Consider the following 15,391-nt stretch of genomic DNA (forward strand, 5'->3'; position numbering starts at 1 on the left):
CCGACCACCTTTAAATGTGCATGCATGCAACTGGGCTGCCGTCATGGCGATCCCCTCCCGTACGCCCGTACGCCCGTACGCCCGTCACCCTCGACGCCTCGGTCCGCACCCTCCTCGACGGCAAGAACTTCGCGCCCGTGGCCACCCTCGGCCCCGACAGGGCTCCCCGGAACTCGGTGGTCTGGATCAAACGAGAGGGCCACACCGTCCAGTTCTCCTCCAGCGGCGGTCGGCAGAAGGTGCGCAATCTCCGCCGTGATTCCCGCATCAGCCTCTCGGAGTTCGACCTCGCCGATCCCTGCACGTCCGTGGAGATCCGTGGCACCGCCGAGATCCTCCCCGATGACCACAAGCGCCCGCCGCACGAGCTGTCGCACAAATACCTCGGCATCGACCCGCCGGACGAGAAGGACGACGAGGTGCGCCTGATCATCCGTGTCGTCCTGTGGAAGGTGGTCGGCTTTTCGACTTGAATCGCTGCTGACGCCCCCGTCTCCCGCCTGGCTCCCCCGTCCGGTCCGCTGTTCGCTGCCCGTCGCCCGTCGCCCGCTGCCTCCCGCCGGACATGCGGTAGGTGACCGGCCCGGAGAGAATGGGACGCCGGGACACGAGAGTGCAGGGCACCGGGACAGTGGCGCGCACCGCGTCGCGCCGGCCGTCCCGCACCGGGAGGTACACCATGACCACCGCCGGACAGATCATGCACCGAGGCGCCCAGTGGATCCCCGCCCACGAGACCCTAGACCGCGCCGCCCAGCTGATGCGCGACCTCAACGTCGGAGCCCTCCCCATCAGCGACGAGAACGAGCGGCTCTGCGGCATCCTCACCGACCGTGACATCGTCGTCGGCTGTGTGGCCATGGGGCACGACCCCGCCAAGGTCACCGCCGGGCAGATGGCCAAGGGGACCCCGCGCTGGGTCGATGCCGACGCCGATGTCAGTGAGGTGCTCCAGGAGATGCAGGGGCACCAGATCAAGCGGCTGCCGGTGATCGAGAACAAGCGTCTGGTGGGCATGATCAGTGAGGCCGATCTCGCCCGGCACCTGACCGACGATCAGATGGCGTCCTGGGCCGAGAGCGTCTACGCCAGGACCGGCACCGCTCCCTCCTGACTCCGGCCGCCCTGAGCCGCTCCCTCAGAGCCAGCCGTTGCGGCGGAAGCCGCGGTACAACGCCAGACAGACGGCGGTTATCAGTCCGAGGGCCATGCCGTAGCCGTACTTCCAGTGCAGCTCCGGCATGCGGTCGAAGTTCATGCCGTAGACCCCGCAGATCATGGTCGGTACCGCGACGATCGCGGCCCAGGCGGTGATCTTCCGCATGTCCTCGTTCTGCGCGACGGTGACCTGGGCGAGGTGCGCCTGGAGGATCGAGTTGAGCAGTTCGTCGAAGGCCGCGATCTGTTCCGTGGCGCGCAGCAGATGGTCGGAGACGTCCCGGAAGTAGGCCTGTATCTCGGGGTCGACCACCCGCATCGGCCGGGCCGCCAGGTCCTGGAGCGGTCGGCTCAGCGGCACCACCGCCCGCTTCAGCTCCAGCAGTTCCCGCTTGAGCTGGTAGATGCGCCCGGGGTCGGCCCGTGCCCCGTTCTCCGCGAAGACGTCCGTCTCGACCTGGTCGATGTCCATCTGCGCGGCGTCGATGACGTTGAGGTATTCGTCGACCACATGGTCCGCGACCGCGTGCAGCACCGCTGACGGTCCCTTGGAGAGCTGGCCGGGATCGCACTCCAGCCCCTCGCGCAGCGGGCCCAGCGAGCCGTGCCGCCCGTGGCGCACGGTGACGACGAAGTCCTGGCCGACGAACACCATGATCTCGCCGGTGTCGACCACCTCGCTCGTCGCCGTGAGCTGCTCGTGCTCGACATAGCAGACCGTCTTGAACACCGCGAACAGCGTCTCGCCGTACCGTTCCACCTTCGGGCGCTGATGGGCTTCGATCGCATCCTCGACCGCCAGCGGATGGAGGTCGAAGAGATCGGCGACGCCCGCGAACTCCGCGTTCGTCGGCTCGTGGAGGCCGAGCCAGACGAATCCGTGCCCGCTCTTGCGCACCCGCTCCACGGTGTCGACCAGGTCACCGCCGGCCGGGACGCGCGCGCCCTCGCGGTAGGCCACGCAGTTCACCACCGAGGAACCCAGCGGCGACCGCGCGGGATGGCTCAGATCGACCCGCGTCCGCCGCCGGGCCAGGCGCGCCACCCTGCGCAGGCCGCCCACCCCGCCCAGGCCAGTGACCTTCCGCAGATTCCCCGCCATGGTCATCCCGACCTCCTTCTCGGATCCCCCCGCGTGATCTCACGCCGTGACGCGCCAGTCTGCCAGGCCCGCGCAGACCCTGGGCAAGCCTGTGGAAAGGGGACGTTCCGCTTGGTTCCCGTCTGTGGACAACCTGAAATGGGTCTGCCCCGGAGACGGCTCCCCATCCCCTTCCGCGCCTTGTCAGGGCTGCCTCCGGCTCCCGTGTCCCGGTCGTCCCGGTCGCGTCGCCCGCTTCGGCCAACCGGAACGACCGGGATGATCGCGGCGTGACGCGAGCCGACCACCGGTACCTCCCCGACAACCGGCGGACCGAGGAGGGAAAGCGCTTCGACGCCCTCGCCACCCCCTCGACCCGACGACGTTCCAGCACATCGAGGGGCTGGGCGTGGGCCTGGGCGTGAGCACCGGGCCGGTGCTGCTGGGAGGTCGGCGCGGGCGGCACCTCGGTGGTGTCCCGGCCGACCAGGAAGGCCGGTCCCACGGGCAAGGTCACCGGCACCGGCACCGATGTCTCACGACTTGCTCCGGCCGTCCGCCCACCGGTCGAGGCGCGGGTGCACGATGTCGGAACGGAGCAGCCGCCGGGGGAGGGCTTCGGCCCGGTCCACGCCCGGCTCGTACTCACCCACGTACCGCAGCGGGAACAAGTCCTGCGCTCCATGGTCAAGGTCCTGTGGCCGCCGGGTGGACGGATCCTCCTGGAGGACACGGACCCGGCCCTCCAGCCGCTGCCCCGCCCGGACGAGCACGGTCCCGAACAGCGGTCGGCGAACCGCCTGCCCCACCGCTTCCGCAAGCTCCTGACCGACCGCGGTGCAGACCTCCCGTACGGCCGCAGGCCCCCCGCCTGCTGCGCGAGGCAGGACTGTGCGGCGTCGAGGCCGACACCTTCTTCCCCCCTCACCCCCCCCGCCTGCGCCGCGCTGGAATCCGCCGCGGTTCGCCAGATCCGCGCCGGCCTCGTGACCGACGAGGACACCGACCGCCACCTCGCCGACGTCGCCTCAGTCGGCATGGACCTCGCGACGGCCTCGATGGTCTCGGCCTGGGGGAGGAAGGGGTGGCCGCCGACGGCAGGTGCGGTCACCGTCGCCGACAGCGGCCCGCCGGGACTCGCCGTGCGACTGACGTGCCCGACGTCAACGGCGTCGCCGAGGCCCGTTCCTCGTCGCATGCGGCGGCTCCACGCCCTCACCGAGCGCCGGCCGACTCCACCGCCCCGGTGGACCGTCCCGGTCTGCCGCCCACCCGCTCCACCGCCAGCGCGCCCGCCCCGCACCCCTCGACCGCGGCCCTCGCGGGCTCCGCGCCCCCGAGCAGGGCGGTGAGGAACGCACCGGTGAAGGCGTCGCCCGCGCCCGTCGTGTCGCGCGGTGTCGCCGGGACGGCGCGAACACGGGCGACGACGGCGCCGCCCTGCGCCACCACGGCTCCGTCCGCCCCCTGCTTGGCCACCACCAGCGGCACGCGTCGGCTGAGTTCGGCGGCAGCGTCCGCCCCGTCGGCCGATCCGGTCAGCAGACAGGCCTCGTCCCGGCTGGGCAGCAGCACGTCCACGCCCCGCACCAGGGCCAGGAACCGGTCGGCGCCCAGCTCCGCCAGGAATCCCACCGACGCCGGATCCAGGCTCACCGGCACTCCACGCGCGCGTGCCGACGCCAGCGCCGTCCGCACCAGCGCCCGCCCCGACGCGGAGAACAGCAGGTAGCCCGACAGGTGCAGTCGGGCGACCCCGTCGAGCAGCGCGTCCGACCAGTCGTCCGGTTCGAGCCGCAGGGAGGCACCGCTGTCGGTGAGGAACGTCCGCTCGGCCGCGGCCCCGGTGTCGACCAGGCAGACCACCGTCCCCGTCGGTACCTCGGGATCGACGACGAGCAAGGGCCGTACCCCGCACGCGACCAGCTCACGTTCGTGCCAGGCCGCCGCCTCCGCACCCACCCGGCCGAGCAGCCGTACGTCCGCACAGCCCCAGTGCGCCGCCCAGCACGCCACGTTGGCGCCCGCGCCGCCCGGCAGGGTCCGGACCACCGCGGCCGTGTCCGTTCCCGAGGCCAGCGGCCCCCGGTGGCGCGCGACGACGTCCGTGACCACATCCCCGACCACCAGCAGCGCCCCGCCCCCTCGCCGGCCGCGCGCGGGAGCGGCCTCCGGCCCCGGGCCGTCGGAGCCGCGATCCGCCCCGCCGGAACTCGGCCCCGGACCGCCGGTCACGCCCCGGCCCACGCCGAGGCGATCCGTCCCGCCAGCCGTACGTTGCCGCGCACCGCGGCCAGGTTGGCGCTCAGAGAGGCGCCGTCGGTGTGACGGACCAGGTGGTCGAGCAGGAACGGGGTGACGGCCTGACCCGTCACACCCTCCGCCGCACACGCCTCCAGCGCCTCCGCGAGCACACGCGCGTGCAGCGCGGGATCCAACTGCTCCTCCTCCGGAACCGGGTTCGCGATGATCAGCGCCGACTCCGGTAGGTCGAGTGCGACCTGAGCCCGCATCACCTCCGCCACCTGACCGGGACTCTCCAGCGTCCAGTCCACCGGATGCCCCGAGTCGGACAGGTAGAAGCCGGGAAAGCGGTCGGTGCCGTACCCGGCGACGGCGACCCCCAGCGTCTCCAGCCGCTGGAGCGTCGCCGGCACGTCCAGGATCGACTTCACCCCCGCGCACACCACCGTGATCCGGGTACGCGCCAGCAGGCCCAGATCGGCCGACTCGTCCTGGGTGACCGTCCACCCCCGGTGCACCCCACCGAGTCCGCCCGTCGCGAACACCCGCACCCCTGCCAGCGCCGCGAGCAGCGCGGTCGCCGACACCGTGGTCGCCCCACTCGCCCCCGAGGCGACCGCGAGCGGCAGGTCGCGGTGGCCCAGCTTGCGGATGCCGTCCTCGTTGGCGACCCGCTCCAACTGCTCCTCGTCGAGTCCGACACGGGGCCGCCCGTCCAGCACGGCGATCGTCGCCGGTACTGCGCCCTCCGCGCGCACCAACGCCTCCAGCTCCCGTGCCACCTGAAGGTTGCGCGGACGTGGCAGCCCGTGGGCGATGATCGTGGACTCCAGCGCCACCACGGGGCGACGCGCGTCGACCGCCTCCCGCACCTCTTCCGACACCACCAGCACCACGTGCCCGCCTCCTGTCCGTCGGTCCTCTCTCATCTCTGGCGGGCGGCGCGCCCGGCCAAACCCTTGCGGCCTGTGGGGGACGACACCAGCCTGGAAGGCATGACCGACAACTCGCCTCGCCTCGACCACGTCGTCCTATGGGTGCGCGACCCGCTTGCCGCGACCGACTTCTACGAGAACGTCGTCGGCCTGACCCCCGTCCGGCTCGCCGCGTTCGCCGCGGGTGAGGAGCCCTTCCCCTCCGTCCGGGTCGACGACGGCAGCCTTCTCGACCTGATGCCGCTGACCATGGTGAAGGGCATGACGATGCTCCCCGGGGCGGCCGACAGCGCCGGACACCCCGTGAACCACATCTGCCTCGCCCTGTCCCGCAGCGCCTTCGACGCCCTCCGCACCCGCCTGGCCGAGCACGCAGTCCCCGTCTCGGACGTCTCGCACGGCTCGTTCGGCGCCCGGGGCGCGGCCACGCGCAGCCTCTACTTCCGCGACCCGGACGGCAACATCGTCGAGATCCGGCACTACGACTGACGCGGGCGCCGGTACCCGCCCACGCCGTTCCACCCACGCCGCCCCGCCCGGACACCGTCGCCCACCCCTGTCGCGTCCCTGCCCCGTGTGAAGAGGACCGCCGCCGGGGGCGGAGGCGGACATGCCGCGGCGTCGTTCGGCCACGCCTGGCCCGCCTGTGTGACCACCCCCGCCCGACGATCACCCGCCCTTCGGCGCCCGCCGAGGTGTTCATCGTGAGGTCGGACAGGCGGGCCAGGCGTGGCGGCCCACGCGGGCTGCGGCACGGCGTCCGTGAGCAGGGCAGACCCGACACCGTCCCTGCCGACCGGCCGAGGCCCCGCACGAAGAGCCCGGCGGCGGTCCGCGACCGGCTGTCGTCCGCCGCCCCCGCCGGTAACAGTCCGCACGCCGGCACTCCCGTCGCCGACCCTGCCACGGACCAGCCGTCCCACCCGGTCCGCGCCTGTCCCGACCTTCGCTCGGCCGCTCAGAACAGCGGCTCGGGCAGAACCCCCTCCAGGGCGAGCAGCCTGCGCTTGGCCTCCAGGCCGCCGCCGAAACCGCCGATCCCGCCGTCGCTCTCCACCACCCGGTGGCAGGGCACCACGACCGGCAGCGGATTGGCACCCATCGCCGTCCCCACCGCCTGCGCCGCGCCGGGCTGGCCCACGCGCCTGGCCAGATCGCCGTAGCCGACGACCGCGCCGTACGGGACGCCGGAGGCCAGCTCGCGCAGGACCTGCCGGTTGAAGCCGGAGATCAGCGACCAGTCCAGGGGGAGCTCGAAGGCGCGCCGCTCCCCGGCGAAGTAGGCGTCGACCTGGCGTATCGCCTCGGACAGCAGCGGCGATCCGGGCGACTCGACCGGCTCCGCACCCAGCCGGTCCGTGAGGCGGCGCAGCGCCTTCTCGCGCACCGGCTCATCGGCGTGGAACACGACATTGACCAGGCCCTCGCGGGTCGCGGCCAGCAGCAGCGGACCGATGCCGGTGTCGACGACGGTCCACACGACCTGCTGCTCGTACTGCCCGTGGCTGTCCATGCGCCCACCGTACGACCTGCCACCGACAACGCCGCGACCCGACGGCGGGCACGGCGCCCGACCGGTCGCGGGGTCAGTCCCGTACGTCGCGGGGTCAGTCCCCGTAAAGGGCCCGCGCCACCACGTCCGGCTTGTCGGTGATGATGCCGTCGACGCCGTACCCGGCCACGGTCCGGGCCGCCGCGGCGTCGTCCACGGTCCAGACGAAGATCCTCAGCGGGCTGCCGTGCGGTCCCTCGACCGCGTGCACGGCGGAGACGTACTCCGCGGAGAGAGACACGTACGAGGGATTGATCAGGTCGGCGAAGGCCGCGCTGCCCGGCAGGTCCCGCACCGGTGGCCTGCCCAGCAGACCGGTCGTCACCGACGGCGCCAGGTCGTGGACGGCCCGCAGACTGTCGGCGCCGAAGCTCTGCACCACCAGCCGGTCGAGATGCTCCCGGTCCAGCCACCCCTCGTCGGCGAGCACCTTGAGGGTGTCCTGTTCGATCCCCGGGTACAGCGCGGGGTTCTTCAGCTCCAGCAGCAGTTTCTGGTCGTGACGCTCGACACGGCGGACGTACTCCCGGAGCGTCGGCACGCGCGCTCCCGCGTACGCGGGGCCGAACCAGCTGCCCGCGTCGAGCCGTGCGACCTCGGCCGCGGTGAAGTCCCGCACCTTCCACGGGGCCCGCCCGGGAAAGACCTCCTCGGCGTCGGTGGTCCGCTCGAGGCTGTCGTCGTGGATCACCACTAGCTCGCCGTCCCCGGTGCGCTGGACGTCGTTCTCCACCCAGCGGACGCCCAGGTCGGCGGCCGCGTCGACGGCTGCCAGCGTGTTCTCGGGAGCCTGGGCGGAAGCACCCCTGTGGGCGATCACCACGGGCCGCCAGACGATCCCCGCCCGGGCGTCGTGAACAGGGAGCAGGAGGGCGGCGAAACCCACCAGTGCGGTGGTCGCCGCGGCGACTGCGCGCGCGTGCATGCGTACTCCTCGCATCGGCCGATCACATACGGCACGACTCTGACAGCAGAGAGCCGGCGGCGGATGCGCGCGGGAAGGCCGAAGGACGAAGGTTGACGGCCGGAACCGCACACCGGTGCCGCACATTGCGGCAAGGCCGTGTTTCTTTGCCGGAAAATCGTTCGACCATTCCGGTGGCAGTCATACTGCTCTGCGTCAACCCTGATCGCTCGCGCGGTCCTGGGTACACGGCGCGCTCCAGGCATTCCAGCAAAAGGGCGGAAGGGCAACCGCGCATGCACGGCACGGCCGACGGATTCAGCTACGGACTCGTGACACCGCTGGTGGCCTACCTCATGGCCTGTCTCGGCGGTGCCCTCGGCCTGCGCTGCACGACCAGAGCCATGCGCGGCGCCCACGCCTGGCGCCCCGGATGGCTCGCCCTCGGCGCGGCCGCGATCGGCTCCGGCATATGGACCATGCACTTCGTCGCCATGACGGGCTTCACGGTCGTCGGCGCCCCGATCCACTACGACAAGCCGATGACCTACGCCAGCCTCGGCGTCGCCGTCGTCATGGTGGGCGTCGGGATCTTCATCGTCGGTTACCGGGGCGCGGCCGGCACCGCCCTGTTCACCGGAGGCACCATCACGGGCCTCGGGATCGCCTCGATGCACTACCTGGGCATGGCCGGTATGCGGTTCGACGGCAAGTTCGAGTACAACACCCTCACCGTGGGTGTCTCCGTGGCCATCGCGATGGCCGCCGCCACTGCCGCGCTGTGGGCCGCCGGGCAGGTCAGGGGCTTCCTGTGGAGCGTCGGCGCGAGCCTCGTCATGGGCCTGGCCGTGACCGGCATGCACTACACGGGCATGGCCGCCCTCAGCGTCCGTCTGCACGCCGCGGGATCGCCGTCCGCGGGCGACTCGCCCGCCGGTCTCCTCGCGCCGATGCTGATCGGCCCGCTCGCCTTCCTCTGCCTCGCCGGTGTGGTGGTGCTGTTCGACCCCCTCGTGATGACGGGCAGGCTTGACCGGAGCCCCGCCGAGCACAGGCCCGGCGTCCCGGCCCACCCGCACCCCGTCGCAGGGGCCCGGCTCCGCACCCGCCGCAGGACGGCCCCCCATGAGCGCCGGACCCCGCAGAACCGCTGATCGGACCGCGTTGTCAGTGGCGGGTCGTACGGTGGATGGCATGCGGCCCGTTTCCAGCATCGAACGCACGGTGGCGCCTTTCGAGGTCGTCAGCCCCTACCAGCCCAGCGGTGACCAGCCGGCGGCCATCGCCGAACTGGCCAAGCGCATCGAGGCCGGCGAGAAGGACGTCGTCCTCCTGGGCGCGACCGGCACCGGCAAGTCCGCGACCACCGCGTGGATGATCGAGAAGCTCCAGCGCCCCACGCTCGTGATGGCGCCGAACAAGACGCTGGCCGCCCAGCTGGCCAACGAGTTCCGCGAGCTGCTGCCGAACAACGCGGTGGAGTACTTCGTCTCGTACTACGACTACTACCAGCCCGAGGCGTACGTCCCGCAGTCGGACACCTACATCGAGAAGGACTCCTCGATCAACGAGGAGGTCGAGCGGCTGCGCCACTCCGCGACCAACTCGCTGCTCACCCGCCGGGACGTCGTCGTGGTCGCCTCGGTCTCCTGCATCTACGGTCTCGGCACCCCCCAGGAGTACGTGGACCGCATGGTCCCGCTGAAGGTCGGCGCCGAGATCGACCGCGACCAGCTGCTGCGCCGCTTCGTCGACATCCAGTACACGCGCAACGACACGGCCTTCACCCGCGGCACCTTCCGGGTCCGCGGCGACACCATCGAGATCTTCCCGGTCTACGAGGAACTGGCCGTCCGCATCGAGATGTTCGGCGACGAGATCGAGGCCCTGTCGACCCTCCACCCGCTCACCGGCGAGATCATCAGCGACGACGAGCAGCTGTACGTCTTCCCCGCCACTCACTACGTGGCCGGCCCGGAGCGCCTGGAGCGCGCCGTCAACGACATCGAGAAGGAGCTGGGTGAGCGCCTCGCCGAACTCGAGAAGCAGGGCAAGCTCCTCGAGGCCCAGCGCCTGCGCATGCGCACCACGTACGACATCGAGATGCTCCGCCAGATCGGCAGCTGCTCGGGCGTGGAGAACTACTCGATGCACTTCGACGGGCGCCTGCCCGGCTCCCCGCCGAACACCCTGCTCGACTACTTCCCCGACGACTTCCTCCTCGTCATCGACGAGTCCCATGTCACCGTCCCGCAGATCGGCGCCATGTACGAGGGCGACGCCTCCCGCAAGCGCACCCTCGTCGACCACGGCTTCCGGCTTCCCTCCGCCCTCGACAACCGTCCGCTGAAGTGGGAGGAGTTCCAGGAGCGCATCGGGCAGACCGTCTACCTGTCGGCGACGCCCGGCAAGTACGAACTCTCGCGCGGGGACGGCGTCGTCGAGCAGATCATCCGCCCCACCGGCCTCATCGACCCCGAGATCGTCGTCAAGCCCACCGAGGGCCAGATCGACGACCTGGTGCACGAGATCCGCACGCGCGTCGAGAAGGACGAGCGGGTCCTGGTCACCACCCTCACCAAGAAGATGGCCGAGGACCTCACCGACTACTTCCTGGAACTCGGCATCCAGGTCCGCTACCTGCACAGCGACGTCGACACCCTGCGCCGCATCGAGCTGCTGCGCGAACTGCGATCCGGTGAGTTCGACGTGCTGGTCGGCATCAACCTCCTGCGGGAGGGCCTCGACCTGCCCGAGGTGTCCCTGGTGGCCATCCTCGACGCCGACAAGGAGGGCTTCCTGCGCTCCGGCACCTCGCTGATCCAGACCATCGGCCGCGCCGCGCGCAACGTCTCCGGCCAGGTCCACATGTACGCCGACAAGGTCACCCCGGGCATGGAGCGGGCCATCGAGGAGACCAACCGCCGCCGGGAGAAGCAGATCGCCTACAACACGGCGCGCGGAATCGACCCGCAGCCGCTGCGCAAGAAGATCAACGACATCGTCGCGCAGATCGCGCGCGAGGAGGTCGACACCGAGCAGCTGCTGGGCTCCGGCTACCGCGCGAAGAAGGACGGCGGCGGCACCAAGGCGCCGGTGCCCTCCCTCGGCGGCAAGGCGGCCAAGGGCGCGAAGTCCACCAGGTCCGCGAAGGGCAAGGTCAAGGAGACGGTCCCGACCGACCGCCCCGCCGCCGAACTCGCCGACCAGATCGAGGAGATGACGGCTCGGATGCGGGCGGCCGCCGCGGATCTCCAGTTCGAGGTCGCGGCCCGGCTGCGCGACGAGGTCTCCGAGATGAAGAAGGAACTGCGCCAGATGAAGGAGGCGGGTATCGCCTGACGTACCGCGCGGGGCCCGGCCGCCGTACGCGCTGTGTTGCAAGAACGACACAAAGTGCGGTCCTGGGTACGGCACTGTCAGTGCCCTTGCGTAGGGTTTTCGTCAACCGCGGGGACCGCGGCAACAGGGGACAGTCCGAGAGGGGAATCAGCGCGTGACCGTCAACATGACCAAGGGTCAGGCCATCAGTCTGCAGAAGAGCGACGGAGGCAGCCTGACCGCGGTGCGCATGGGTCTCGGCTGGCAGGCTGCCCCCCGGCGCGGCCTGTTCGGCTCCCGCACCCGGGAGATCGACCTCGATGCCTCCGCGGTCCTCTTCGCGGACAAGCAGCCGGTCGACGTCGTCTTCTTCCGCCACCTGGTGAGCGACGACGGCTCGGTCCGGCACACCGGCGACAACCTCGTCGGCGGCGTCGGCCAGGGCGGCGACGACGAGGCGATCCTCGTCGACCTCTCCCGCGTCCCGGTCCACATCGACCAGATCGTCTTCACGGTGAACTCCTTCACCGGCCAGACCTTCCAGGAGGTGCAGAACGCGTTCTGCCGCCTGGTCGACGAGACCAACGGCCAGGAGCTGGCGCGCTACACGCTCGCGGGCGGCGGCGCCTACACCGCCCAGATCATGGCCAAGGTGCACCGGGTGGGCGCGGGCTGGAACATGACCGCCCTCGGCACCCCGGCCAACGGCCGCACCTTCCAGGACCTGATGCCGGCCATCCTGCCCGCGCTGTAACCGGGCCGGGCGGCACACGACAACACGACACGCGACGCAGGGGGACCACAGGCGATGACGGCCGAGCTGGTGCGGGGCCAGAACCACCCGCTCTTGGAAGTCCGCCTGGTGATCCGGGTCTCGGCCGGCGCCCCGGTCGTTGCGGCGGCCACGCTCTGCGACGAGAGCGGCAGGATCCACGGCGTGGAGTGGGTCGCCCACCCTGGCGCACCCACTCTGCCCGGTCTCGAGGTCTCCCGGCAGGCGGCCGCAGACCACCGCCTCGCGGTGGACCTGGACGCCGTCGCGGAGAGCGTGCACCGCGTCGGCATTCTGCTCGCCCTGCCCACCGGGGTGGGCGGGCCGGTCGCCTTCGGCGCCCTCGCCGCCCCCTTCGTCGCCGTCACCGGCCTCGACGGTTCCGAAGTGGCCCGCTTCACCCTCACCGGCCTCGGCCCCGAGTCGGCCGTCGTCGCCCTGGAGCTGTACCGGCGGCAGGGCGCCTGGAAGGTCCGGGCCGTCGGCCAGGGGTACGCGGGCGGCCTCGCCGACCTTCTCGCCGACCAGGGCCTGGCGCAGGCCCAGCAGCTCGCGTCCGGCATCAACGAGGCCGTGGCCCAGGGCCTGGCCCGCTCGGTGCCGGCCCCACCGCCGCGTACGGCCGACGCCGACCGCTCCCGACAGGCGGCCGCCTCCGCCCTCGGCCCCGACCAGGGCGGATCCCCGTACGGCGGGCAGAGCACCCAGGGCCCCGCCGGCCCGTACCCGGGTCCCCAGCCGTCGCAGGGCGCAGCGGATGCCGTGGCGGGACACCCGACGGGACCCGCGAACCCTGCGGCCACCACCCAGCCGGGCACCCCCGCGGCGTCCGGCACCGGCGGCTCCATCGACTACAGCCACCCGCGGCGGCGGAACACCGCCCTGCCGCCCCCGCCCGCCGCGCCCCCGGCCGAGCCCGGCAGGCCCGCGCGGCCGGTCGCCGGCGACGCCACCGGCTGGTCCATGGAGGAGCGGCTGTACAACCAGGTCTGGGGCATGTTCGAGGACCTGGCCCGCGCCACGGCCGCGTACCGCAGCGCCGTCGACTTCGCCGACACGCGCAGGGAAAAGGAACTCGACGAGGTCCTCTCCGACCCGCGCAGCCGGATCGGCGGCCAGGGCGACGCCGCCCGCGAGACCGCTCGCGCCAAGCACGCCCAGCTCGTCGACCAGGCCCGGCAGGTGCTGGACCGTGATCTCGCCCAGCTCGTGGCCGAGGCCGAGGTCGTCGAGCCGGCGCTGCCGCCGGCCTTCGCGCGCTGGGACAACCCCGTCTGGCACGCCTATCGCGTCCCGATGGAAATGCCCATGGCGTTGCGCCTGGGCGACCTCCACCTCCCCGAGAGCGACCTGCTGCACATCCCCGTGCTCATCCGCCTCCCGCTGGAGCGCGGTCTGTGGGTCGACAGCGGGCGGACGGGCTCGCCCGACGGCTCGTTCCTCGACTCCCACGAGCTGCGCCGCCTCGCGCTGGACTCGGCCGTGGCGCACACGGCCCGGCTGCTGGCGGTCCATCCGGCCGACGAGTTCACGGTGCACGTCGTCGACCCGGACGGTTCGGGCGCGTCGGCGCTCGCACCGCTGGTGCGGAGCGGAGTGCTGGCGGCGCCGCCCGCGGTGGGCTCGGCCGGGGTGACGGACGTGCTCACCCGACTCACGCAGCACGTCGACCTGGTGCAGATGGCGGTGCGCGGCGGTGCGGCCGACTCGCTCCCGCCCGGGTTCGACACCGCACAGCAGCTCCTGGTCGTCAACGACTTCCCGCACGGCTTCGACGACCGTGCCGTGACCCAGCTCCGCTACCTCGCGGACGAGGGCCCGTCCGTCGGCGTCCACCTGATGATGGTCGCCGACCGCGAGGACGCCGCCGGTTACGGTCCGTTGCTGGATCCGCTGTGGCGCGGGCTGATGCGGCTGACCCCGGTGCCCGACGACCACCTCGCCGATCCCTGGGTGGGGCACGCCTGGACGTATGAGCCGGCCCTCGTGCCGCCCGGCAGCCAGGTTCTCCAGCAGGTCCTGACACAGGTCACCGCAGCCCGCCGGACGTGGCGGAGCTGATCGCTCCCACCACTTCGCCAAGCGACCGTAAAGTGGTCCTGACCAGCAGATTTGATCTTCATTTTGCCAATCCCTTTACCTTTCCTTGGTGATTGGGTACTGTCTTTCGTACGGAGGGGAGTACTCCCTGCCAGCTGCGGCGTACCCGTCAATACGGATCAGAACTGATCCCGGGGCGTCGGCCCGTGCGGCCCCGTGCGCATGCCCTGCGCCGGGACCCGGGGTGGAAGAGACCTCCGGCAGCGCGACGACGCTGATCACCTGCCGTTACGTACTGCCGGAGGCGCAGTGGATGTTTCCCTGACCCTGTGGGTCCTGACTGTCGTGGGCCTGGGCGCCCTCATCGCGATCGACTTCTTCATCGGCCGCAAGCCGCATGACGTGTCGATCAAGGAAGCCGGTATCTGGACCGTCGTCTGGATCGCCCTGGCCGCCCTGTTCGGGCTCGGCCTGCTCATCTTCGGCGGGGGGCAGCCCGCCGGAGAGTTCTTCGCGGGCTTCATCACCGAGAAGTCGCTCAGCGTCGACAACCTCTTCGTCTTCGTCCTGATCATGGCGAAGTTCGCCGTCCCCTCGCAGTACCAGCAACGGGTCCTGCTCGTCGGCGTACTCATAGCCCTGGTCCTGCGGGCGATCTTCATCGCCGCGGGCGCCGCGATCCTCGCCAGCTTCTCCTGGGTGTTCTACCTCTTCGGCGCCTTCCTGATCTGGACCGCCTGGAAGCTCATCCAGGAGGCCCGGGCGGACGAGGAGGACGAGGAGTTCGAGGAGAACAAGCTGCTCAAGGCCGCCGAGCGCAGGTTCGGTGTCGCCGACCGCTACCACGGCACCAAGCTGTGGATCGAGCAGAACGGCAAGCGGGTCATGACCCCGATGCTGGTCGTGATGCTCGCGATCGGCACCACCGACGTGCTGTTCGCCCTCGACTCGATCCCCGCGATCTTCGGCCTGACGCAGGACCCGTACATCGTGTTCACGGCCAACGCGTTCGCGCTCATGGGTCTGAGGCAGCTGTACTTCCTCATCGGCGGCCTGCTGAGGAAGCTCGTCCACCTCAGCTACGGCCTGTCGATCATCCTCGGCTTCATCGGCGTCAAGCTGGTACTCCACGCGCTGCACGAGTCCGGGGTCCACGTCCCCGAGATCAGCATCCCGGTCTCGCTCGGCGTCATCTGCTCCGTCCTGATCATCACCACGATCACCAGCCTGCGGGCCTCCAAGAAGCAGGCGGCGGCCGAGAAGACGCAGCCCGGGAGCGAGGACGCTCCGAGGGACAGCGTCGACGTCTGACCACGGACGACGCGGGAACCACCTCCGGGAGCGGTGCACGGCGATTCGCCGGGCGCCGCTCCCGGCGCTTCCC

General features: G+C 71.4%; 13 protein-coding genes and 1 pseudogene. 9 read left to right on the plus strand and 5 right to left on the minus strand.

The genetic code is table 11. The features are described 5' to 3' along the window. The first annotated feature begins 20 nt into the window (after positions 1 to 20). Together ACGFQC_RS05040 and ACGFQC_RS05045 are read left to right on the plus strand one after the other, a co-directional pair. The gene (locus ACGFQC_RS05040; RefSeq protein WP_363087329.1) at positions 21 to 473 is read left to right on the plus strand and encodes a PPOX class F420-dependent oxidoreductase; all 453 of its coding nucleotides are present in this window, start codon (positions 21 to 23) and stop codon (positions 471 to 473) included. A gap of 206 nt (positions 474 to 679) precedes the next feature. Beyond that, on the plus strand, positions 680 to 1,114 hold the full coding sequence (locus ACGFQC_RS05045; protein ID WP_363087330.1) for a CBS domain-containing protein: 435 nt from the start codon (positions 680 to 682) through the stop codon (positions 1,112 to 1,114). Between the two features lie 24 nt (positions 1,115 to 1,138). Here the strand turns inward: ACGFQC_RS05045 and ACGFQC_RS05050 are convergent, their stop codons facing one another. Further along, positions 1,139 to 2,266, minus strand: a complete 1,128-nt coding sequence (locus ACGFQC_RS05050) for a magnesium and cobalt transport protein CorA (RefSeq protein WP_363087331.1) — start codon at positions 2,264 to 2,266, stop codon at positions 1,139 to 1,141. A gap of 263 nt (positions 2,267 to 2,529) precedes the next feature. Here ACGFQC_RS05050 and ACGFQC_RS05055 point away from each other — a divergent pair. Continuing rightward, positions 2,530 to 3,324, plus strand: a pseudogene (locus ACGFQC_RS05055) (SAM-dependent methyltransferase); the annotation flags it as partial. A 130-nt stretch (positions 3,325 to 3,454) separates the two neighbouring features. Here the strand turns inward: ACGFQC_RS05055 and ACGFQC_RS05060 are convergent. After that, a complete protein-coding gene (locus ACGFQC_RS05060; protein ID WP_393287786.1) occupies positions 3,455 to 4,486 on the minus strand; it encodes a carbohydrate kinase family protein in 1,032 nt (343 codons plus the stop codon). Further along, entirely contained in the window at positions 4,471 to 5,379 is a 909-nt protein-coding gene (locus ACGFQC_RS05065) for a pseudouridine-5'-phosphate glycosidase (RefSeq protein ID WP_363087332.1), read from the minus strand. Before ACGFQC_RS05065 ends, ACGFQC_RS05060 begins: the two co-directional genes overlap by 16 nt. Positions 5,380 to 5,478: 99 nt before the next feature. On the opposite strand from ACGFQC_RS05065, the gene ACGFQC_RS05070 reads away from it, so the two are divergent. Beyond that, on the plus strand, positions 5,479 to 5,907 hold the full coding sequence (locus ACGFQC_RS05070; RefSeq protein ID WP_363087333.1) for a VOC family protein: 429 nt from the start codon (positions 5,479 to 5,481) through the stop codon (positions 5,905 to 5,907). 469 nt (positions 5,908 to 6,376) lie between these two features. Here the strand turns inward: ACGFQC_RS05070 and ACGFQC_RS05075 are convergent, their stop codons facing one another. Then, positions 6,377 to 6,931: a methylated-DNA--[protein]-cysteine S-methyltransferase gene (locus tag ACGFQC_RS05075; RefSeq protein WP_363087334.1), complete on the minus strand. Its 555-nt coding sequence runs from the start codon at positions 6,929 to 6,931 to the stop codon at positions 6,377 to 6,379. 94 nt (positions 6,932 to 7,025) lie between these two features. Further along, positions 7,026 to 7,895, minus strand: coding sequence for a glycerophosphodiester phosphodiesterase family protein (locus tag ACGFQC_RS05080; RefSeq protein WP_363087335.1), 870 nt, complete (start codon positions 7,893 to 7,895; stop codon positions 7,026 to 7,028). A 275-nt stretch (positions 7,896 to 8,170) separates the two neighbouring features. On the opposite strand from ACGFQC_RS05080, the gene ACGFQC_RS05085 reads away from it, so the two are divergent. From ACGFQC_RS05085 to ACGFQC_RS05105, 5 genes are all read left to right on the plus strand, one after another. Further along, positions 8,171 to 9,028, plus strand: coding sequence for an MHYT domain-containing protein (locus ACGFQC_RS05085; RefSeq protein ID WP_363087336.1), 858 nt, complete (start codon positions 8,171 to 8,173; stop codon positions 9,026 to 9,028). A 40-nt stretch (positions 9,029 to 9,068) separates the two neighbouring features. Then, a complete protein-coding gene (gene uvrB / locus ACGFQC_RS05090; protein ID WP_363087337.1) occupies positions 9,069 to 11,216 on the plus strand; it encodes an excinuclease ABC subunit UvrB in 2,148 nt (715 codons plus the stop codon). Positions 11,217 to 11,370: 154 nt separating this feature from the next. After that, positions 11,371 to 11,949 carry a TerD family protein gene (locus tag ACGFQC_RS05095; RefSeq protein ID WP_363087338.1) on the plus strand — a complete coding sequence of 193 codons (579 nt, stop codon included), beginning with the start codon at positions 11,371 to 11,373 and terminating at the stop codon, positions 11,947 to 11,949. Positions 11,950 to 12,003: 54 nt separating this feature from the next. Beyond that, entirely contained in the window at positions 12,004 to 14,028 is a 2,025-nt protein-coding gene (locus ACGFQC_RS05100; RefSeq protein WP_363087339.1) for a TerD family protein, read from the plus strand. Between the two features lie 288 nt (positions 14,029 to 14,316). Further along, a complete protein-coding gene (locus tag ACGFQC_RS05105; RefSeq protein ID WP_363087340.1) occupies positions 14,317 to 15,318 on the plus strand; it encodes a TerC/Alx family metal homeostasis membrane protein in 1,002 nt (333 codons plus the stop codon). Positions 15,319 to 15,391: the final 73 nt, after the last annotated feature.

The sequence above is a fragment of the Streptomyces sp. NPDC048734 genome (genome assembly GCF_043198675.1).
GTDB lineage: Bacteria > Actinomycetota > Actinomycetes > Streptomycetales > Streptomycetaceae > Streptomyces.